The organism is Pseudarthrobacter sp. TE3704, assembly GCF_056279405.1.
Genome location: NZ_JBWCCJ010000013.1, coordinates 23,833 through 44,475 on the forward strand (window position 1 = coordinate 23,833; position 20,643 = coordinate 44,475).

The following is a 20,643-nucleotide window of genomic DNA, read 5'->3' on the forward strand; positions in this document are numbered from 1 at the left end:
CCCGGGATGCCGACGGCGGGGCATCCGATTAAAGGACGTCCGTGTCGCCGCTGGCCTTGAGGGCATCAACGGCTGCTTTGACCCGCTGCGAGTTGGCCATGGTGGTGACCAGCAGGGCGTCCGGAGTGTCCACGATGACAACGTCCTGGATCCCGATCAGGGCGATGACCCGCTTGGTGTCAGTGACCACCACGCCGCTGGAGTTCTCGGTGAAGACGCGGGCGCCTTCACCCAGGACCGTGACGTCATCCACTTCCTTGGCTGAGTTCAGCCGGCCCACGGAGGCGAAGTCGCCAACGTCATCCCAGCGGAAGGAGCCGGGCACGACGGCGACGTCCCCGGCTTCGGCGGCGGGTTCGGCCACGGCGTAGTCGATGGCGATCTTGGGCAGCGTGGGCCACACGCGGCTTGTCACTTCGTCACGGGCCGGAGTGTCCCAGGCGCGGGCGATTTCCTGCAGGCCCTGGAACAGCTCGGGCTGGTTGGCTTCCAGGTGCTTGAGCAGCAGCGCGACGGGCGCCACGAACATGCCGGCGTTCCAAACGTAGTTGCCGCTGTCCACATACTGCTGGGCCACTACCTCGTCCGGCTTTTCAACAAACTCCACCACGTCCTGGGCGCTGGGCGCGCCCTCGATGTGCAGTCCCTGGCCTGAACGGATGTAGCCGAAACCCGTGGACGGGTGCGTGGGCTTGATGCCGATGGTCACGATCTTGCCGGCGGCTGCGGTGTGGATGGCTTCGCGGACGGCCTCCTGGAAGAGGTGGTCCGGGCTGATGACCTGGTCCGCGGCGAAGGAACCCATGATGGTGTCCGGATCACGCTCGTGCAGGATGGCGGCGGCGAGACCGATGGCTGCCGCTGAGTCCTTGGGTTCGGACTCGAGGACGAGGTCCGAATCCTTAACCTCGGGAAGCTGGCGGCATACGGCATCACGGTGGGCCTTGCCGGTCACCACCAGCATCCGGCTCCCCGCAAGCGGGTGCAGCCGGTCGTAGGTGGCGCGCAGCAATGTGCTGCCCGAACCCGTGAGGTCGTGAAGGAACTTGGGAGCTGCGGCTCGCGACAGGGGCCAGAGGCGGGTCCCCACTCCGCCGGCCGGGATCACCGCGATGAAGCGGTCAAGGGGTGATGCCGGGCTTGTCACTTTGTCTGTACTCATCACCGCCTACTTTAGCCGACCGGCTGCAACGGACCCCTCCGGACTCCGCCGCCGCGACACAGTTCAGTCCAAGTGCGGCAAGCCCGTGTGGCGTTCGTCTCAAAAAATTCGAAAAACCGCGCCACTGCTGGGCACCAAGGAGCTCCTAAATTGAATAAGCTGTGAGCGGAGCCTAGATTTAGGCCTGAGCTACGAGTGCTCTCGCAGCAGGCGTTCCCCCCGCGTGGATCTCATGCCAGCGCCGCTGTGTTGCAGGGAGGTTTATCAGTGCCGACAAAACCAGCTGGCACCTTGTACCGCGGCCGTGAAGGCATGTGGTCTTGGGTAGGACACCGTATTACCGGTGTAGTGATCTTTTTCTTCTTGTTGGTCCATGTCTTGGACACCTCCTTGGTGCGTGTGTCACCCGAGGCTTACACCGCCGTTATCGGCGCGTACAAGAATCCCCTGATGGCACTGGGTGAGACGGGCCTCGTTGCCGCCATCGTCTTCCACGCCTTCAACGGCCTGCGGATCATCGCGGTCGACTTCTGGAAGAACGGCGCCAAGTACCAGCGTCAGATGCTGTGGGCAGTCCTGGGTCTCTGGGTCGTCACCATGGTCGCATTCTCCATCCGCCACCTGTCCCTCGCCCTCGGAGGTCACTAAGCAATGAGTGCAACAATCGAGAGCCCCCGCAGCGGGCGGATCGCCCCCCAGTACCGCCGCAACGGCGGCACCCGGGGCAACTTCGAGATGATCGCCTGGCTGTTCATGCGCCTCTCCGGCGTGGTGCTGGTGGTCCTCATCTTCGGGCACCTTTTCGTGAACCTCCTGGTAGGCGAAGGCATCCACGCCATCGACTTCGGCTTCGTTGCCGGCAAGTGGGCGGATCCGTTCTGGCAGTTCTGGGACCTGACCATGCTGTGGCTTGCCATGCTGCACGGCACCAACGGCGTCCGCACCATCATCAATGACTACGCCGAAAAGACCTCCACCCGCCGCTGGCTGAAGACGGTCCTCTACTCGGCCACCGTCGTCATCATCGTCCTGGGCACCCTGGTGATCTTCACCTTCAACCCGTGCCCCGTCGTCGACGGCGTTCCCCTGCCTGGCGGCTTCTGCCCTGCCTAGCACCAGCACCACCCCGGGCCCGCGGGCATTACCGCGGGCCCTGTTTTGCGGGGAAGGCGAAGCCGCCCCGTTGTTTTATAGCGAATTTTGAGAGAAAGAGCATCTGGTATGCAGGTCCATAAGTACGACGTCGTCATCGTCGGTGCCGGTGGCGCTGGCATGCGCGCCGCGATCGAATCCGGTCAGCGCGCGCGCACAGCAGTACTGACCAAGCTCTACCCCACCCGCTCGCACACCGGTGCGGCGCAGGGTGGCATGTGTGCGGCCCTTGCCAACGTCGAGGAAGACAACTGGGAGTGGCACACGTTCGACACCGTCAAGGGCGGCGACTACCTGGTTGACCAGGACGCCGCGGAGGTCATGGCCAAGGAAGCCATCGACGCTGTGCTTGACCTGGAAAAGATGGGTCTGCCGTTCAACCGCACGCCCGAGGGCCGGATTGACCAGCGCCGCTTCGGTGGCCACACCCGCGACCACGGCAAGGCACCGGTCCGCCGCGCATGCTACGCCGCCGACCGTACCGGCCACATGATCCTCCAGACCCTGTACCAGAACTGCGTTAAGCACAACGTCGAGTTCTACAACGAGTACTACGTCCTGGACCTGCTGACGGTCGAAGAGGACGCAGTCCGCGCGGACGGCACGCCCTACAAGCAGAAGCGCGTTGCCGGCGTCGTATCCTACGACCTCGCCTCCGGTGAACTGCACGTATTTCAGGCCAAGTCCGTGGTCTTCGCTTCCGGCGGCGCCGGCAAGGTCTTCAAGACCACCTCCAACGCCCACACCCTCACCGGCGACGGCATGGGCATCGCCTTCCGCCGCGGCATCCCGCTGGAGGACATGGAGTTCTTCCAGTTCCACCCGACCGGCCTCGCCGGCCTGGGCATCCTCCTGTCCGAGGCCGCCCGCGGTGAAGGCGCCATCCTCCGTAACTCGGAGGGTGAACGCTTTATGGAGCGTTACGCCCCCACCATCAAGGACCTGGCGCCGCGTGACATCGTGGCCCGTTCCATGGCCAACGAGGTACGTGAAGGCCGCGGCTGCGGCCCGAACAAGGACTACGTGCTCCTGGACCTGACCCACCTGGAGCCGGCCCACATCGATGCCAAGCTGCCGGACATCACCGAGTTCGCCCGCACCTACCTGGGCGTGGAACCGTACACCGAGCCGGTTCCCGTGTTCCCCACCGCCCACTACGCCATGGGCGGCATTCCCACGAACATCACCACCGAGGTCCTGCAGGACAACGACACCGTGGTCCCGGGCCTCTACGCCGCCGGTGAAGTGGCCTGCGTTTCCGTGCACGGCTCCAACCGGCTGGGCACCAACTCCCTGCTGGACATCAACGTCTTCGGCAAGCGCGCCGGCATCGCCGCGGCCGAGTACGCCAAGACGGCCGACTTCGTGGAACTGCCGGAGAACCCGCTGGCCTACACCACAGAACTGCTGGACATCGCCCGCAACGGCACCGGCGACGAAAAGGTGGCCCAGATCCGCAAGGAACTGCAGGACACCATGGACGCCAACATGCAGGTGTTCCGCACAGCGGAAACGCTGAACCAGGTGCTGCGCGATATCGCCTCCTTCGAGGAGCGCTACAAGCGCATCAACGTCCAGGACAAGGGCAAGCGCTTCAACCTGGACCTGCTCGAGGCCGTTGAGCTTGGCTTCCTGCTGGAACTGGCCAAGGTGATGACCGTGGCCGCACTGCACCGCGAGGAATCCCGCGGCGGACACTTCCGCGAGGACTTCCCGGAGCGTGACGACGAGAAATTTATGAAGCACTCCATGGCGTACAAGGACGACCACGCCCCGGCTGACGGATCGGCAGAAGCAATTGCCGGCATCCGCCTGGCCACCAAGCCGGTCGTCTTTACCCGCTACGAGCCGATGGTGAGGAAGTACTAAGATGACCGCTGAAATCGCTGAGCCAGCCTCAAAGATTGAACTGCCTGCCGGCGTCGGCGGTGGCGGCGAAATCCCCACGTTCGATGTGCACATGCGCGTCCGCCGGTACAACCCGGAGGTCTCCGAGGAGGCCACATGGGATGACTTCCACCTCACCATGTACGGCACGGACCGCGTCCTGGATGCCCTGCACAAGGTCAAGTGGGAGATGGACGGCAGCTTGTCCTTCCGCCGCTCCTGCGCCCACGGCGTGTGCGGCTCCGACGCCATGCGCATCAACGGACGCAACCGCCTCGCCTGCAAGACCCTGCTGAAGGACCTGGACACGTCCAAGCCCATCCTGGTTGAACCCATCAAGGGCCTGCCGGTGGAGAAGGACCTCATCGTGGACATGGAGCCGTTCTTCCAGTCCTACCGCGAGGTCATGCCGTTCCTCATCAACAAGGGCCACGAGCCCACCCGGGAACGCCTGCAGTCCGCCGAGGACCGCGAGCGTTTCGACGACACCACCAAGTGCATCCTGTGCGCCGCGTGCACGTCGTCCTGCCCCGTCTTCTGGACTGACGGCCAGTACTTCGGCCCGGCAGCCATCGTGAACGCGCACCGCTTCATCTTCGATTCCCGTGATGACGCCGGTGACATGCGCCTGGAGATCCTCAACGACAAGGAAGGCGTGTGGCGCTGCCGCACCACCTTCAACTGCTCCGAGGCGTGCCCGCGCGGCATCCAGGTGACCCAGGCCATCGCCGAGGTCAAGCAGGCCATCCTGTCCCGCAAGATCTGACCAAGGATCAAACAGACGACGGCGCCGTCCCCCACTTCAGGGGGATCGGCGCCGTCGTTGTTTCTCCCCACCCGCCCCTGACCTCGCAAGCTCGGCCAGGGAACCCGGCGGGCGTGGGCCCACAGCCATTCGTACCAAACGAAAGGGGACGCCGTGTCCCGCTCCGAAAAAGTCTCCTTTGCCGGGTCCACCGGCGAAATGCTCTCCGGCATCATCGATGTGCCGGATGGACCGGTGAAGGGCTGGGGCGTCTTTTCGCATGGCTTCACCCTGGGGAAGGACGCCCCTTCCGCGTCCCGGATGTGCAAGGCGCTGGCGGACAGCGGCGTGGGAATGCTGCGGTTCGACAACCTGGGGCTGGGTGGATCCGCCGGTGAATGGTCAGCGGGCTCGTTCAGCCACAAGGTGGCGGACACGGTGAAAGCGGCAGAGTTCATGCGCAGCGAGGGAAAGCAGATTTCCCTGCTGGTGGGGCACTCCTTCGGCGGGGCGGCCGTCCTGGCGGCGGCGCGGGAAATCCCGGAGCTCGACGCCGTAGCCACCGTTGGCGCCCCTTTCTCGCCCAAGCACGTGGCACACGTTTTTGACGCGGCACTGGACAAGATCCTCAGCGAAGGCAGCGCCGAGGTGGATCTTGGCGGGAAACGCGTGGAGATCCGGCGGCATTTCGTGGAGGACCTGGAAAACGCCGACCTCACGGACTGCATCAAGCAGCTGCACAAGCCGCTGATGGTGCTCCACTCCCCCACGGACAACACTGTGGGCATCGAGAACGCCAGCACTATTTTCCAGACGGCACGGCACCCGCGGAACTTCGTGTCCCTCGAAGGGAGCGACCACCTGCTGACAGGCAAGGGCCAGGCGGCCCGGGCCGCCCGGATTATCGCTGCCTGGGCCGACCAATACCTCGACGCCGGGCAGTAGCGGCCCCGTCCTGCTGGGCCGGGACCTTACCGGGCTGGACCGGTACCTTTCCCGGCTGGACTGGTACCTTTCCCGGCTGGACCTGACGCGCACCCCAGGTGCCCTTCTCATGGCCCGTGGGGGCGCTCCGCAGGTCCGCCTCCCTCACTGCCGCCCAGCCGGCCGACACCAGGTAGACCTGGCTGACCAGGTTGAACCAGATCAGCAGGCCGATGATGATGGCGAACGGCGCCAGGATGGGATTCCTGCCGGCTCCTGCCAGCAGTTCTGTGCTGAAGATCTGGAGCACGCCCGTGCCAAGGGCCGCCAGGATGGTTCCTTCCAGCAGCGCCCGGCGTGACAGCTTCAGGCTCGCGGCGAACCTGTACATGATGAAGGCGGTGGCCCAGCCCAGGACCAGGGGAACGGTGATCTTGACGGACGTGGCCAGCGGACCCGCCAGCGCGTCGTCGAGTCGGAGGAAATCCGAAACCCACCCTGCGGCGGTTCCGAACACCAGGGAAGCGCCGGCGCTGATGACCAGCGCCACGCCCAGGAGCAGCAGGGTTCCGGCATCCCGCAGCTTCAGGAGGATGGGATTGACCAGCAGTGGCGGCAGCCCCAGGACGCCGCGAAGCCCTTCCCGGATTCCGGAAATCCATCGCAGCGAGGTGACCACAGTGACCAGGGAGCCGATCACCGCTGTCCAGCCCAGTCCGTCAGGATTCAGCAGGTCCTGCGGATCCACGAGCCCGGCCCCGCCGTTCAGTTTCAGGAGCCCGGGCGCACTCGACGCCACACTGCTGATGATGGTGTCCAGGAGGGCCGGCTGCCCCCGGAGCACAAGGCCTGCGATGGAGAAGCCCGTGGTGAGGAGGCCTGTGATGGAGAAAAACATGTTGAAGCCAATGCCGGCGCTCATCAGCGGGCCACGCTGGAGGCTGTAGTGCCGGAAGGCGCGCATGGGCCGAAAAACGTTGAGCCGGGCAAGGATCCATTGGAGCATCGCCATCAGCGCCGGAAACGGCCTCCCGCCTGCCCTGCGCGCCTTGCCCCACTCCATCCGCTTCCGGATGACGGCGAGCCGCAGCTGGGCGCGTTCAGTGGGAAGTGGCTGCTGCTCAGCCTGCTTCGGCTGCTGTGTCCGCGGCGGCGTCCGCGAATCGGGTGCCGGCGGCGTTGTCAGTTTCGGTCCCAAAGTCCAGCTCTTCCCGTAGCTGCCAGATGCCGTCGGCATCGTGCTCGTAAAGTCCCATGCTAACCACGGGGAAGGTGGCCTTGTAGTTCTTCAGGACCGTTTCGGCCTCGTCAAGGCTTTCGGGGGCAACGTCGTGGGCAATGGTGACGTGGGGATGGTAGGCAAAAGGCAGTTCGCGCTCCAGCGGGCCCTGCTGAAGTTTTTCGTGAAGATCGACGCACTGCTCAAAGCCGTCCTCAACGTTGATGAAAACCACCGGAGAAACGGGGCGGAAGGTACCGGTCCCGGCAATGGTGACCATGAACGGGCTCTGCCGGCGGGCCACCTCGCGGACATGCTCCCGCGTGGCTTCCCAGTCGTGCGTGGGGGTGGTGGTCACCAGCGTGATGTGTGCCGGCACCACGTCCGCCAGCGGGTCGCCGAAGGACGCCCGCCAGCGCTGGAGCTCCTCCGCTATGTCAGGGGGGAACCCCAGGATGACGCCTACGCTGGATGACATGGCGCTAGCGGACTCCTGCGAGGCTGAGTGACGGGAGGAAGCCCATGCGCTCATACACCTGGCCAAGGGTAACGGCCGCAATCTCACGGGCGCGCTCGGCGCCGTGGGCCAGCAGCCGGTCCAGTTCCGCGGGGTCCTCCATCAGCTCGTTGGTCCGGTTCCGCAGCGGGGTGACGAAGTCCACCACCACCTCGGCGAGGTCCACCTTGAGGTGCCCGTACATCTTGCCCTGGTACTCGGCCTCGAGGTCAGCGACGGACTTTCCGGTCAGGGATGAGTAGATGGTGAGCAGGTTTGAGACGCCCGGCTTTTCTTCGGGGTGGAACCTGATCTCCGTGCCGGCGTCAGTTACAGCGGACTTGATGCGCTTGGCGGCGATCTTTGGATCCTCCAGCAGCTGGATGGCGCCGTTGGGCGATTCGCCGGTCTTGGACATCTTGGCACTCGGATTCTGGAGGTCGTAGATCTTGGCGCGTTCCTTGACGATGGTCGCCTCCGGAACGGTGAACGTGGCACCGAACCTGGTGTTGAAGCGCTGGGCCAGGTTGCGGGTGAGCTCCAGGTGCTGACGCTGGTCCTCCCCTACAGGCACCAGGTCGGTCTGGTACAGCAGGATGTCCGCGGCCATGAGCGTGGGGTAGGCGAACAGCCCCAGCGTGGCGGCATCCGCGCCGGACTTCTGGGTTTTGTCCTTGAACTGGGTCATCCGCGAAGCCTCGCCGAAGCCGGTGATGCAGTTCAGGGCCCAGGCAAGCTGCGCGTGCTCGGGTACATGGGACTGGACAAAGAAGATGCTCTTGTCCGGGTCGATGCCGGCGGCGATGTACTGGGCCGCGACGATACGGGTGCGCTTAGCCAGTTCTGCGGGGTCGAAGTCCACGGTGATGGCGTGCAGGTCCGGGATGAAGAACACGGCGTCGTACTCAGCCTGCATGTCCACCCAGTTGCGGACGGCACCGATGTAGTTGCCCAGGTGCAGCGAATCGGCGGTGGGCTTGGCTCCGGAAAGGATGCGCTTCTTTGCGGCCGGGGATGTCTGGCTAGTCATGGGGAGGAAACTTTCGGGGGCTTAGAGCTGGTAGTCCACTACCAGCGGGGCATGGTCGGAGAAGCGGGTATCCCAGGAGGCTGCGCGGTCCACGACGGCGGAGATGGCGGAAGCTGCCAAAGCCGGGGTGGCCAGCTGGTAGTCAATGCGCCAGCCGGTGTCATTGTCGAAGGCCTTGCCGCGCTGGGACCACCATGTGTAGGGCCCGTCAATCTCGCCCGCCAGGCTGCGGTGGACGTCCTGCCAGCCGATCTCCTCGCCGAAGAATCGGTCAAAGTAGGCGCGCTCTTCGGGCAGGAACCCTGCCTTCTTGACGTTGCCCTTCCAGTTCCGGATGTCCAGTGGAGTGTGGGCGACGTTGAGGTCACCGACCACCAGTGCGTGATCGCTGTGTTTGGTCAGCTCAGGCAGCCGCGTGCTCATGACGTCCAGGAAACGGAACTTGTCGTCCTGCTTGGGCGTGCCCACCTCACCGGAGTGGACGTAGGCGCTTGCGACGGTCAGCTGGACAGGATGTCCGGCAGCGTCAGCGAACCGGAAATCGGCTTCCACCCAGCGGCCTGCCGTGGCGAAGTAGTCGTCACCGATGCCGTTGCGGGTGGCCAGGGGCTCTTCCCGGGATGCGATGGCCACACCGGCGCGGCCCTTGGCTTCGGCCTCGGCATGCAGGATGTGCCAGCCGTCGCCCAGCAGCTGCCGGACAATGGCGTCAGGGGCGCGGACTTCCTGGAGGCAGAGGATATCCACGTCGCGCGGCTCCAGCCACGCCGCCATGCCGTTCTTGTAGGCAGCCCGAAGGCCATTAACGTTGACGGTTGCGATGCGAAGGTGGTCCTTCTTCAATGCCGAGCTCACCCGCTCCACTCTAGTCGATGATGGTTCCGGTGACCGGCTCCCCGCTGCCGCCTGAGGACTTGATCATGTCCCTCGCATTGGTGGCGGTAATCTCGATGGTTTCAAGGGCACGGTTGATGGTGTCCTGGTTCGCGGCGGCTCCCTTGGCGCGCTCCTCCTCCACCACGCGGATCTGCACCTGGACAATCTTGAAGGAGTGGTCCAGCTTGAGGTCGCGGACTTCGTCCGCCTGGCTCCGCTCGGAAACCACCCGCGTGCCGCCGTGGTCAGCGGAGGACGACGGTCCGCGGCCGGCAGCCGTGGTGAAGGCGTTCTGGGCTTCGCTCAACTTGGCGCCGGCCTTCTTGGCTGCCTTTTGGATGCTGAAGACCACAAAGCAGGCGAGGGCGAGCCAGAAGAGGGCGATGACGGCCACAACCCAGCCCACCACGTCGTTCTGGTTGGCGGCGAAGATGACGGCGACAACAAACGCCGTCACCAGGACCATCAGGCCAGGACCGCTGATGCGGAACATGGAGAAACCGCCCCTGGCGGGTTTGGAGGATGACTTGGAGCTGCCCAGAGATTGCATGAAGCCATTGTCTCAAACCCCGGTGTATGCTCCCGCCGCTTCCACCGGCGGCGAACACCCAACCAGGTAGCGCCAAGTGGCATTTTGGCGCCTGAAAACGACAGTTACTGCTACCTGGTTGGGTCCGCACTACTTCAGGAACAGCTGCCGCAACCGCATGGTGGTCAGCAGCATGCCTGCGGCGGTCATCACCAGGTAGTAGCCGATGTGTAGGGGCGTTGCCGCAGTGAAGGTTCCCACGCTGATCTGGCGCAGCAGTTCCACCCCGTGCCACAGCGGCATGGCCTGGATGAGCCACTGGATGTACTGCGGATAGACGCTCAGCGGGTAGAACGTGGCACTGAACAGGAACATCGGAAGCATCATGAAGGTGATCCAGTCCATCTGCTGGAACGTCTTCATGAAGCTGGTGATCGCCATTCCAATACTCGCGAAGCCGAAGGCGATCAGCACCGAGCCGGGGATCATCAGCAGCGCCCACGGGGTGGTGATGAGTCCCATCATCCCCATGACGGCCGTAAAGCCCGCGGCGTAAAGCATCCCGCGCAGGAGTGCCAGGAAAATCTCGCCCAGCGCGATGTCCAGCGGTCCCAGGGACGTGTACAGCATGCCCTGGTACAGCTTGCCGAAATGCATCTTGAAAAAGACGTTCCAGGTTGAGTCGTACACCGCCCCGTTCATCGCCGAGACGGCCAGGAGGGCAGGCGCGATGTAGGCGGCGTAGCTGATGGGCGTGCCGCCGGGCCCTTCCACGGCACCCACAATGGCCCCCATGCCCACACCCATGGACACCAGGAACAGGACAGGCTCGAAGAAGCCGGACAGCATCACCAGCCAGTGGCCGCCCAACGTAGCCTTCAGGCCGCGTGAGATCACTGCCCTCGCGTTGCGCGAGTACAGCGGTCCGAAGGTCCTGTTCCGTGCATCCTCGGTGGCGCCCTGCCGAGTGGTCCAGCTCATTGCCCCATCCTTTTGGTGAAGCGGCGCCGGGTCAGGTTCCAGCCCAGGACGGCGAGCCCGGCCAGGACGGCGACGTGGACGAGGGTGAGGATCAGCGGCTCCTGGTATCCGTAGCTGACCACCCTGCCCAGTTCGGTGCCGTGCCAGATGGGCGAGATCCAGCCGATCCACCGGACGCCCGGCGGAAGCGTGTCCAGCGGGAAGAAGGTCCCGGAGAACAGGAACAGCGGCATGACGACGAGCCGCATTACCAGGGCGAACTGCCCCTTGTCCTCGGTGATCGAGGCGGAGTAGGCCATGAGCGGCAGGCCAAACGACAGCCCCGCCAGAGTGGCCACCAGGATGCCGGCCCACGCCCAGCTTCCTGAGGACGCACCAAAAACGGCCACGGCTGCGAAGTAAATGGCTGACTGCACCAGCAGCCGCAGCGTCACGGCCATGATGTGCCCGGCCGCGATCTGCTCCGGTGTCAGCGGCGTGGCATGCGGACCGTAGTAGGTCCGTCGCCATTTGAAGCCGGCCATCACCGGAAACGTGAATTCGTTGGCGGCGGTCATCACGGCGGCGGACACCAGCAGCGCCGGCGCAATGAAGGCCAGGTAACTGACGCCGCCGAAAGCCCCTGCCCCCTGGCTGTCCACCAGGGAAGCCAGGCCGATCCCCATGGCGAAGAGGTATGCCACGGGCTGGCCCACGCTGTACATCAGAATGGACCAGCTGTAGTTCTTCATCACCCGGAGCACCTGCTCCGCGTGGTAGAAAGCTCCCCGGCGCCGGGCCTTTGCGGCTGCCACCTGCGGGCTGTGGGCATGCAGCGCCCCGGCGGGCCGCGGCGCCCGCTGCTCAGTCAACGAGGCTCCGGCCTGTCAGCCGCAGGAAGACGTCCTCCAGCGAGGACCTCCGGACCAGCGATGTCAGTGGCCGCAGGCCGCGGGACGCCACCTGCTCAAGTGCGCCCTCGCCGTCGTGCGCGTAGATCAGCACCCGGTCCGGCAGGACCTCCAGCCGCTCGCCTATGCCCCCCAGTTCGGTTGCGATGGTGGTGTTCCGTTCGGAACCGAACCGGAGTTCCACCACCTCGCGGGTGGAGTGCTCGCGGATCAGCTGCGCCGGGGAACCCTCAGCCATGATCCGGCCCTTGTCCACCACGATCAGCCGGTCGCACAGCTGCTCGGCCTCGTCCATGTAGTGCGTGGTGAGGATCAGCGTGACGCCCTGTTCCTTGAGCCGGAACAGCCGGTCCCACAGGATATGCCGTGCCTGCGGGTCAAGTCCCGTGGTGGGCTCGTCCAGCAGCAGGATGCGCGGTTCGTTGATCAGCGACCTGGCGATGGTCAGCCGCCGCTTCATGCCGCCGGAGAGGGCGTCGACCTTGGACTTTGCCTTGTCCGTCAGCTGCGCGAATTCCAGCAGCTCATCGGCTTTGGGCTTCAGGTAGCTCATCGGCAGGCCGAAGTAGCGCCCGTACACCAGGAGGTTGTCCCGGACGCGCAGCTCCTCGTCCAGGTTGTCCTGCTGCGGCACCACGCCCAGGTGGGCACGCACCTCAGGACCGTGCTGGTCCGGGTCGAGCCCCATGATGCTCAGGCTGCCGGACGTGCGCCGGGTGACACCGCCGATCATCTTCATCGTGGTGGACTTCCCCGCGCCGTTGGGCCCCAGCAGGCCGAAGGACTCCCCCGCCGGAACCGTGAACGAGATGCCGTCCACGGCTGCCACCCCGCCATACGTCTTTGTCAGGTTCCCTGCCGTGATGACGGTGCCGGACGGCTGCGGGCTGCCTGGCCGGGTGCCGGCGGGCAGGATGGCTTCGTTGTGCACCCTCCGCAGACTAATGAGGTGCCGGGCTTGTGGAAGGGCTCCTTCCGTCCCGCGCTTAAAGTCCGACGGCGGCCCGCCCCTTGCGTGCGCAAGGTGCGTGCCGCCGTCGGGCGTGAGAGAGACTAGCCGGTGATGCCAGCCTGGCGTTCGGCCGCTTCGACCACGTTGGTCATCAGCAGCGCCACGGTCATGGGGCCGACGCCGCCGGGGTTCGGCGAAACCCAGCCGGCTACCTCGGCAGCGGCCGGTTCGATGTCGCCATGGACCCTGCTCTTGCCCGTCTCCGGGTCGGTTTCCCGGGTGACTCCGACGTCCAGCAGGGCCGCGCCGGGCTTCACGTCCGAAGCCTTCACGATGTGCTTGGCACCGGCCGCGCCCACAATAACGTCCGCCTGCCGGAGCAGCTCGGAGAGGTTTTTCGTGCCGGTGTGCGTCAGGGTCACGGTGGCGTTCACGGCCCGCCGCGTGAGCAGCAGCCCGATGGAGCGGCCGATGGTAACCCCACGGCCTACCACCACAACATGCTTGCCTGAAAGGCTGTAGCCGTTGCGCTCCAGGAGCTCGATGACGCCGCGGGGCGTGCACGGCAGCGGCGAGGTGATCTCCCCATTGACGTTGAGCACCAGGCGGCCGAGGTTGGTCGGGTGCAGGCCGTCGGCATCCTTGGCGGGGTCAATCCGCTCGAGGATGGCGTCGGTGTCCAGGTGCTTGGGCAGCGGCAGCTGCACGATGTACCCGTGGCAGGCGGGGTCCGCATTGAGTTCGTCAATGAGGTCCTCGACCTGCGCCTGGGTGGCATCTGCAGGCAGCTCGCGCTGGATCGAGTTCATCCCGATCTCCACGGACTGCTTGTGCTTCATGGACACATACAGCTGGGAGGCGGGGTCCGCCCCCACCAGCACGGTGGCGATCCCGGGCGTGACGCCGCGGGCCTTCAGGGCTGCGACACGGTCTTTCAGCTCGGACTTGATGGCGGCAGCGGCTGCCCTGCCGTCAAGGATCTTTGCGGTCTGCGTGGTTTCAGTCACGAATTACCACTGCTCGTGCTGCGGGTACAGCGGGAAGTCGGCGGCCAGCTTGTCCACGCGTGCCTGCAGGGACTCGACGTCGGCGCTGCTGCCTGCCTTGAGAGCGGTGGCAATGATCTCGGCGACCTCGGTGAACTCGGCGGCGCCGAATCCGCGGGTGGCCAGGGCCGGGGTGCCGATGCGCAGGCCGGAGGTGACCATCGGCGGGCGGGGGTCGAACGGCACGGCGTTGCGATTGACCGTGATGCCCACGGAGTGCAGGAGGTCCTCGGCCTGCTGGCCGTCCAGCTGGGAGTTGCGCAGGTCAACAAGGACCAGGTGCACGTCGGTGCCGCCGGTGAGAACGGACACGCCGGCTTCGGCAACGTCTGCCTGGTTCAGGCGGTCGGCGATGATCTTTGCGCCTTCCAGGACGCGCTCCTGGCGCTCCTTGAATTCCTGGGTGCCGGCGATCTTGAAGGCCACGGCCTTGGCGGCGATGACGTGCATCAGCGGCCCGCCCTGCTGGCCCGGGAACACGTTGGAGTTCAGCTTCTTGGCCCACTCCTGCTTGGCCAGGATCACACCGGAACGGGGACCTGCGAGGGTCTTGTGCACGGTGGAGGTGACAACGTCGGAGTGCGGGACCGGGCTTGGGTGCAGGCCTGCGGCCACCAGGCCGGCAAAGTGTGCCATGTCCGTCCAGAGGAGGGCGCCCACTTCATCGGCGATGGAGCGGAAGGCTGCGAAGTCAAGGTGGCGCGGGTAGGCGGACCAGCCGGCGATGATGACCTGGGGCTTCTCGGCGATGGCCTGCTCGCGAAGCTTGTCCATATCCACGCGGAAAGTGTCTTCTTCCACCTGGTAGGCAGCCACGTTGTAGAGCTTGCCGGAGAAGTTCAGCTTCATGCCGTGGGTCAGGTGGCCGCCGTGGGCCAGGGACAGGCCCAGGATCTTGTCACCGGGGGTGATCATGGCGGAGAGGGCTGCGGCGTTGGCCTGCGCGCCGGAGTGCGGCTGGACGTTGGCGTACTCGGCGCCGAAGAGTGCCTTGACCCGGTCAATGGCCAGCTGCTCTGCGACGTCCACGTACTCGCAGCCGCCGTAGTAGCGGCGGCCCGGGTAGCCCTCGGCGTACTTGTTGGTGAGGACGGAGCCCTGGGCTTCCATCACGGCGCGGGGCGCGAAGTTTTCGGAGGCAATCATTTCCAGGGTGCCGCGCTGGCGGCCGAGCTCCTGGTTGAGGACTGCGGCGATTTCGGGGTCAAGCTCGGCCAGCGGCTGGTTGCTGACGGCTGTGGTTGAGGTGGCTGTAGTAGTCACGGAAAACTCCTGGCTAGGGACGGGCACTGCTTAGGTCAGGCTACCGGCTGGTGCACCTTCGTACCGTGTTGATGACAGGGCGTGAAAGCGCAGGGCATGGCGCTGCAGCACTGACGCAGTGCAGCCCCACTTCCGGCAAAACATGACCCTCGGCCCAGGCGTACGATCCGTGGTCTTCGTGATTGCCGCTCCCTGGTGGTTAGCCACCCAACGCCAGTTGCGACCCTCCCAGCCTATCAAAACCGGCGCCCGCTGCGCGGGTAGGCTTGTACGCGTGAACGAAGAGCTGCTGAACCAAGCGTACGTAGTAACCCTGTCCTGCCCGGACCGTCCCGGAATTGTCCACGCGGTGGCCGGTGCCCTGCTGGAGGCAGGCTGCAACATTACGGACTCACAGCAGTACGGCAGCCCCGCCACGGGCAACTTCTTCATGCGCGTCGAAGTGACGACGGCGGCCTCCGCGGCAGAGCTTCGCGGGGCACTGGAGCCCGTGGCTGAGGCCTTCAGCATGCAGTGGAGCCTTAACGCCGTAGGCCAGAAAGTGCGGACCCTGGTGATGGCCAGCACCTCCGCCCACTGCCTGAACGACCTGCTGTTCCAGCAGCGTTCCGGCACGCTGCCCGTCGAGATTCCTGCCATCGTCTCCAACCACCAGGACCTGGCAGGGCTGGCCGAGTTCTACGGCATCCCGTTCCATTACATCCCGGTGACCAAAGACACCAAGGTCCAGGCTGAGGACAAGCTGCGTGCCCTCATCGCCGAGCACGACATCGAACTGACGGTCCTGGCCCGGTACATGCAGATCCTGTCCGACGAGCTCTGCACCGAACTGACCGGCAAGGCCATCAACATCCACCACTCGTTCCTGCCGTCCTTCAAGGGCGCCAAGCCCTACCACCAGGCGCACGCCCGCGGCGTGAAGCTGATCGGTGCCACGGCACACTACGTGACGGCGGCGCTGGACGAGGGCCCGATCATCGAGCAGGAAGTCATCCGCGTTGACCACGCCCGGACTCCGGAGCAGTTCGTGCAGATGGGCCGCGATGTGGAGGGCCGCACCCTGGTCCAGGCGGTGCAGTGGCATGCGGAGCACCGGGTGCTGCTGGACGGCAACCGCACAGTGGTCTTCAACTAACGCAGTTTCCGGGAGCGGCGGCGGACATCGTGCGGACAACTCGTTTTCCGCCGCGTGGACCATGAGCAGGCTCCTGCACGTTCCCAACAGCCGGATCCACGGCGTCGTCAGCGAGCTGGTGCGGGTCAGCGCACCGGGCGCGCCGATCGCCGTCGGACTGTGGTCCGGGAACGATGAGGAAGTCCTGAACCCGGAGGACGACGAGGAGCCGCGCCGGTTTTTCACCCGGCGAAGCGACGACGCCGTTCGGCGGATCTTCGGCAAACACTGCGAGGTGGAGCACTTCCAGACCTGGCCGGAGGGTACCGGTGACGAGTCAAGCCCGGGCCGGGGCGACTGGAAGCAGCATTACCAGTTCCTTGTTTTGCGAACCCCAAACCCAACTAAGTAGCGCAAAGTGTCGTTTAGACACCCCAAAACGACAGATAGCGCTACCTAGTTGGGGGAACCGATGTCCTAGGCTGGGCTCATGGCTCCCCTGTACCCCTTCGCCGGCAACTCGCCCGCCGTCCACGATTCAGCTTTCGTCGCGCCCACTGCCTCGATCATCGGCAACGCCACCCTGGGCCCCGAATCGAGCGCCTTCTACGGCGTCTCCGTCCGAGCCGACACCGCGGCCATCACCGTCGGGGCTGGCAGCAACCTCCAGGACAACGTGGTGCTGCACGCCGATCCCGGCTTCCCCTGCACGGTGGGCGAACGGGTCAGCGTGGGGCACGCCGCCGTCGTGCATGGCTGCACGGTGGAGGACGACTGCCTCATCGGCATGGGCGCAACCGTCCTCAACGGCGCAGTGATCGGCACCGGCTCGCTCGTGGCGGCCGGCGCCGTCGTCCTTGAGGGCACGGTTGTGCCGCCCCGCTCACTGGTGGCCGGCGTTCCCGGCAAGGTGCGCCGCGAACTCACCGACGAGGAGTACGACGGCGTACGCGCCAACGCTTCCCGGTACGTTGAGCTGGCGCAGGCACACCGGGAGCTGCACGCCTAGTCCAATGAGATAGGCCCGATCGCGTCCAGCAGGTCGCCCGGCCCCGGGTTGCCCGGCGCGGAAGAGCCGCCCAGGTGGTTCACGACGCCCCACACCGCGTTCAGCCCGGTGGTCACTGCCCCCTCGGCCCAGCCGGCGGTGAAGGACACGTCGTCGCCGGCCAGGAAGATGCCGCGCTGGGATTCGGGCAGCGCATCCTGCTTGAAGTGCGTGAACAGCCGCTGCTGGTAGCGGTAGTGCCCCGGGAGGTTGGCCTTGAAGGCGCCCATGAAGTTGGGGTCCGCTTCCCAGGACACCGTGATCGGCTGGCCCACGATGTGGCTGGCGATGTCCACGCCGGGGTAGATCTGCTCGAGCGAGTGCAGCATCAGTTCCACGCGTTCATCGGCGTCCAGGGCAAGCCATTTCAGGGCGTCATCGTTCCAGGTGTAGGACAGCAGGATAACGGCAGGCTGGTCCGGCCCGTTGTCCAGCAGGTACGTCGCCCGGTTGAGGCGGTCCGTCAGGGTCATGGACAGGACCTCATTGCCGGTCTCCGGATCGATGTCCTTCCAGAACGGCCGGTCCACCATCACGAAGGTCTTGGAGGACTGCATGTAGTGCGAGCGCTCGATGGCGGTCCACAGCTCGGCCGGGAAGAGTGCTTCCTCGGTGTGGATCCGGGTGGACAGCAGCCAGGACTGGCAGGTGGTCACCACGGCGGGGTAGCTGGCTTCGCGGCCCCAGCGTTCACGGACCCGCAGGTTCCCGTCCGGGTCGCGGCTGATTTTCCCGACCGCACCGCGGGGTGAACCGGAATGCAGTGAGGACAGCGACGTTCCCTCCGGCCAGTGCCGCATGTCCGACGGCGAGTGCTGCCAGAGTGCCTCGGGCAGCCTTTGCGCTCCACCGCTGATGAGGCGGTGCTGGTCGTCTGCGTCCGTGTAGACCACGCGCAGGATCTCCAGGATGGAGTTGGGGAAGTCGGTGTCCCATCCGCCGGTGCCGAAACCCACCTGTCCGAACGCCTCGCGGTGCGCAAACCCGGCCTTCTTAAAGGACTCGCTGGCGGCGATGAACCCATAGAAGGTCTGCTCGTCCATCAGCGGCAGCAGTTCGTTCCAGAGTTCCTTGATCCGCGCCGTGTCCCGGGCACGGATGGCATCCTGCATCTCCGCGAACCTGGCACCGTCATTGACGGCCGCCTTCCAGGCGTCCGCAACCTCGCGGAAGAACGGCGGAAGGTCACTCGGCTTTTCCGCATAGTGCTTCTGCCCGGCCAGTTCGATCACGGTACTGGAGGTGGCGTCGGCGAGCGGGTTGGGGAATTCCTGGGTGTCCAGGCCCAGCAGGTCCACGTAGTGGTAGAAGGCCCTGCCGGAGACCGGGAAGCGCATGCCGCCCAGGTCCGCCACCACGCCCGGCGCGGCGGGGAATGCGGCTGTACGGAGGCGCCCGCCAATCCGGTCGGCTTCATACATAACCGGCCGCAGTCCCAGCTTCATCAGTTCATACGCCGTGACCAGGCCGGACAGTCCCGCACCAATGACGGCAACCTCGGTTCCGAGCAGCTCGGCCGGCAGCGAGCCCAGCCCGTCCGGGTGTGCCAGGTAGTGGTCGTAGCTGAAGGGAAAGTCCGGGTTGAGCATGGTGATGGGCGCCGTCTGCTCTCCGGGACGCCGGCCAGGCGCGCCCGGCGCCAGGGTGGAGGTACTGGACGGATCGGAGGCCGGAAGTTCGGTGGCGATGGTCATGGAGGTGTCTGCCTTTGTTGGTTCGGGGCGTCGATGGGTTGCTGTGGAGGGTCAGGACTTGGAGGCCTGGGGCGTGGCGGGTTGGGTGGTGGCGGAGCGGGCGGACAACTCAAGGTATTCCTCGTTGCCCAGCGCCGCCACCCTGGAGTTCCGGCGTCCGTAGCCGAAGTAGGCGGCCAGGCCCACCAGCATCCAGATAGCGAAGGTGATCCAGGTGTCGGCGCCGAGGTTTGCCATGAGGTAGCCGCACATCAGGGCGCCGAGGATCGGCGTGAGCGGGAAGAACGGCACGCGGAAGGTCCGCTCCAGTTCCGGACGCGTCCGGCGGAGGTAGATGACCGCGACATTCACCAGCGCGAACGCAAACAGCGTGCCGATGCTGGTGGCATCCGCCAGTGCGCCCAGCGGGACCAGTCCGGCGGTGAGCGCGACGGCGGTTCCCACCAGGAGCGTACCGGCCACCGGGGTGCCGGTCCGGCGGGAGACGCGGCCAAAGATCGCGGGGATGAGGCCGTCGCGGGCCATGGACAACAGGATGCGGGTCTGGCCGTAGAGGACCGTCAGGACGATGCTGGCGATGGCGAGGACGGCGCCGACCGCGAAGACCAGGGCAATCCAGGGCTGTCCGGTGGTCTCTTCCAGGATCTTCACCAGGGCCGCTTCGGTTCCGTCGAACCAGCCCCAGGGGCGGGCGCCGATCGCGGCCACGGCCACCAGGACGTAGATGGTGGTGACGATCAGCATGGAGAGCATGATGGCGCGCGGCAGGTCCCGCTTGGGGTTGCGTGCTTCTTCGCCCGCGGTGGAGGCGGCGTCGAAGCCGATGTAGGAGAAGAAGACGCGTGAAGCTGCGGCCGAGACGCCGGCGGCTCCCATGGGCAGCAGCGGCTCGAAGTTTCCGGCGTTGAAGGCGCTGAAGGCGACGGCGCAGAAGAAGAGCAGGATTCCTACCTTGACCACCACGATGGAGGTGTTGATCCAGGCGCTCTCCTTGGCGCCCCGGACCAGGAGGACGGTGGCAAGCACCACGATCACCATGGCGGGGATGTTGACCAATCCGCCGTCGCCCGGGGGCTGGGAGAAGGCGTCCGGCAGCACCGAGCCGAACACGGACAGGGCTTCGTTCACGTACTGCCCGGCACCGACAGCAACGGCCGCAACGGACACGGCATATTCCAGCACCAGGCACCAGCCGCAGATCCATGCCATCCCCTCGCCCATGGTGGCGTAGGTGTAGGAGTAGCTTGAGCCCGACACCGGAACCAGGCCCGCCATCTCGGCGTAGGAGACCGCGGACAGCAGGGCAGCGAGGCCGGCGATGGCGAAGGAGATCCAGATGGCAGGACCCGCCAGCGGGACGGATTCGCCCAGGATCACCAGGATGCCGGTGCCCAGCGTCGCCCCCACGGAGATCATGGTCAGCTGCAGGACGCCAAAACTCCGGACCAGCCGGGGCCCGCCCTGGCTGGACTCAGCCTCGCTGACCATTTGGGCGATCGGTTTGCGGCGCAGCAGCTGAGCGCCGAGGGTGGGACGGCCGGCCGGGCGGGCCGGAGCCTGGCCGGAGAGTGTAGGCACAGTCATCGTTGACGTCCGTTCGTGTCGGTGAGTGGTTGAACTGGTTTCCCCTCCCCC

Annotated in this window: 21 protein-coding genes and 1 riboswitch; of the genes, 8 read left to right on the forward strand and 13 right to left on the reverse strand. The window is 65.7% G+C overall.

Annotated features, from left to right (window positions below):
• Positions 1 to 28: 28 nt before the first annotated feature.
• Complete coding sequence (locus ACZ9BC_RS21985) at positions 29 to 1,162, reverse strand: mannose-1-phosphate guanylyltransferase (RefSeq protein WP_079595730.1); 1,134 nt, start codon at positions 1,160 to 1,162, stop codon at positions 29 to 31.
• Between the two features lie 267 nt (positions 1,163 to 1,429).
• On the opposite strand from ACZ9BC_RS21985, the gene sdhC reads away from it, so the two are divergent.
• The 5 genes from sdhC to ACZ9BC_RS22010 all read left to right on the forward strand — a co-directional run bounded on the left by sdhC (position 1,430) and on the right by ACZ9BC_RS22010 (position 5,891).
• Complete coding sequence (gene sdhC / locus ACZ9BC_RS21990) at positions 1,430 to 1,810, forward strand: succinate dehydrogenase, cytochrome b556 subunit (RefSeq protein ID WP_079595731.1); 381 nt, start codon at positions 1,430 to 1,432, stop codon at positions 1,808 to 1,810.
• Positions 1,811 to 1,813: 3 nt separating this feature from the next.
• On the forward strand, positions 1,814 to 2,275 hold the full coding sequence (locus tag ACZ9BC_RS21995; protein ID WP_079595732.1) for a succinate dehydrogenase hydrophobic membrane anchor subunit: 462 nt from the start codon (positions 1,814 to 1,816) through the stop codon (positions 2,273 to 2,275).
• Positions 2,276 to 2,383: 108 nt separating this feature from the next.
• Positions 2,384 to 4,183 carry a succinate dehydrogenase flavoprotein subunit gene (sdhA, locus tag ACZ9BC_RS22000; protein ID WP_079595733.1) on the forward strand — a complete coding sequence of 600 codons (1,800 nt, stop codon included), beginning with the start codon at positions 2,384 to 2,386 and terminating at the stop codon, positions 4,181 to 4,183.
• A gap of 1 nt (position 4,184) precedes the next feature.
• A complete protein-coding gene (locus ACZ9BC_RS22005; protein WP_079595734.1) occupies positions 4,185 to 4,967 on the forward strand; it encodes a succinate dehydrogenase iron-sulfur subunit in 783 nt (260 codons plus the stop codon).
• 153 nt (positions 4,968 to 5,120) lie between these two features.
• Complete coding sequence (locus tag ACZ9BC_RS22010) at positions 5,121 to 5,891, forward strand: alpha/beta hydrolase family protein (protein WP_079595735.1); 771 nt, start codon at positions 5,121 to 5,123, stop codon at positions 5,889 to 5,891.
• On the opposite strand, the gene ACZ9BC_RS22015 is transcribed toward ACZ9BC_RS22010, so the two are convergent.
• From ACZ9BC_RS22015 to glyA, 10 genes are all read right to left on the reverse strand, one after another.
• The gene (locus tag ACZ9BC_RS22015; RefSeq protein WP_476247835.1) at positions 5,848 to 6,933 is read right to left on the reverse strand and encodes a YihY/virulence factor BrkB family protein; all 1,086 of its coding nucleotides are present in this window, start codon (positions 6,931 to 6,933) and stop codon (positions 5,848 to 5,850) included. The genes ACZ9BC_RS22010 and ACZ9BC_RS22015 overlap by 44 nt on opposite strands.
• A 58-nt stretch (positions 6,934 to 6,991) precedes the next feature.
• Positions 6,992 to 7,567, reverse strand: a complete 576-nt coding sequence (locus ACZ9BC_RS22020) for a 2'-5' RNA ligase family protein (RefSeq protein ID WP_476247818.1) — start codon at positions 7,565 to 7,567, stop codon at positions 6,992 to 6,994.
• A 4-nt stretch (positions 7,568 to 7,571) separates the two neighbouring features.
• Positions 7,572 to 8,615 carry a tryptophan--tRNA ligase gene (gene trpS / locus ACZ9BC_RS22025; RefSeq protein WP_079595738.1) on the reverse strand — a complete coding sequence of 348 codons (1,044 nt, stop codon included), beginning with the start codon at positions 8,613 to 8,615 and terminating at the stop codon, positions 7,572 to 7,574.
• A 21-nt stretch (positions 8,616 to 8,636) separates the two neighbouring features.
• Complete coding sequence (locus ACZ9BC_RS22030; protein WP_476247819.1) at positions 8,637 to 9,470, reverse strand: exodeoxyribonuclease III; 834 nt, start codon at positions 9,468 to 9,470, stop codon at positions 8,637 to 8,639.
• A 10-nt stretch (positions 9,471 to 9,480) separates the two neighbouring features.
• Entirely contained in the window at positions 9,481 to 10,041 is a 561-nt protein-coding gene (locus tag ACZ9BC_RS22035) for a hypothetical protein (RefSeq protein WP_476247820.1), read from the reverse strand.
• A gap of 129 nt (positions 10,042 to 10,170) precedes the next feature.
• On the reverse strand, positions 10,171 to 11,001 hold the full coding sequence (locus ACZ9BC_RS22040; protein WP_476247821.1) for an ABC transporter permease: 831 nt from the start codon (positions 10,999 to 11,001) through the stop codon (positions 10,171 to 10,173).
• A complete protein-coding gene (locus ACZ9BC_RS22045) occupies positions 10,998 to 11,852 on the reverse strand; it encodes an ABC transporter permease (protein ID WP_476247822.1) in 855 nt (284 codons plus the stop codon). Before ACZ9BC_RS22045 ends, ACZ9BC_RS22040 begins: the two co-directional genes overlap by 4 nt.
• Positions 11,845 to 12,822 (reverse strand): ABC transporter ATP-binding protein, encoded by a 978-nt coding sequence (locus ACZ9BC_RS22050; protein WP_275726146.1) that lies wholly within the window; start codon positions 12,820 to 12,822, stop codon positions 11,845 to 11,847. Before ACZ9BC_RS22050 ends, ACZ9BC_RS22045 begins: the two co-directional genes overlap by 8 nt.
• 122 nt (positions 12,823 to 12,944) lie before the next feature.
• A complete protein-coding gene (locus tag ACZ9BC_RS22055) occupies positions 12,945 to 13,850 on the reverse strand; it encodes a bifunctional methylenetetrahydrofolate dehydrogenase/methenyltetrahydrofolate cyclohydrolase (protein ID WP_079595743.1) in 906 nt (301 codons plus the stop codon).
• Between the two features lie 3 nt (positions 13,851 to 13,853).
• Complete coding sequence (gene glyA, locus ACZ9BC_RS22060) at positions 13,854 to 15,152, reverse strand: serine hydroxymethyltransferase (protein ID WP_079595744.1); 1,299 nt, start codon at positions 15,150 to 15,152, stop codon at positions 13,854 to 13,856.
• Positions 15,153 to 15,297: 145 nt separating this feature from the next.
• Positions 15,298 to 15,383, reverse strand: a riboswitch (ZMP/ZTP riboswitch).
• A 43-nt stretch (positions 15,384 to 15,426) separates the two neighbouring features.
• On the opposite strand from glyA, the gene purU reads away from it, so the two are divergent.
• The 3 genes from purU to ACZ9BC_RS22075 all read left to right on the forward strand — a co-directional run bounded on the left by purU (position 15,427) and on the right by ACZ9BC_RS22075 (position 17,275).
• Positions 15,427 to 16,287 carry a formyltetrahydrofolate deformylase gene (purU, locus tag ACZ9BC_RS22065; protein ID WP_476247823.1) on the forward strand — a complete coding sequence of 287 codons (861 nt, stop codon included), beginning with the start codon at positions 15,427 to 15,429 and terminating at the stop codon, positions 16,285 to 16,287.
• A gap of 61 nt (positions 16,288 to 16,348) precedes the next feature.
• Positions 16,349 to 16,678: a hypothetical protein gene (locus ACZ9BC_RS22070; protein ID WP_476247824.1), complete on the forward strand. Its 330-nt coding sequence runs from the start codon at positions 16,349 to 16,351 to the stop codon at positions 16,676 to 16,678.
• Between the two features lie 78 nt (positions 16,679 to 16,756).
• Entirely contained in the window at positions 16,757 to 17,275 is a 519-nt protein-coding gene (locus ACZ9BC_RS22075; RefSeq protein ID WP_476247825.1) for a gamma carbonic anhydrase family protein, read from the forward strand.
• On the opposite strand, the gene ACZ9BC_RS22080 is transcribed toward ACZ9BC_RS22075, so the two are convergent.
• Complete coding sequence (locus ACZ9BC_RS22080) at positions 17,272 to 19,008, reverse strand: flavin monoamine oxidase family protein (protein WP_476247826.1); 1,737 nt, start codon at positions 19,006 to 19,008, stop codon at positions 17,272 to 17,274. The two genes, ACZ9BC_RS22075 and ACZ9BC_RS22080, sit on opposite strands and share 4 nt — an antisense overlap.
• A 51-nt stretch (positions 19,009 to 19,059) precedes the next feature.
• Positions 19,060 to 20,592, reverse strand: a complete 1,533-nt coding sequence (locus ACZ9BC_RS22085) for an amino acid permease (RefSeq protein WP_476247827.1) — start codon at positions 20,590 to 20,592, stop codon at positions 19,060 to 19,062.
• Positions 20,593 to 20,643: the final 51 nt, after the last annotated feature.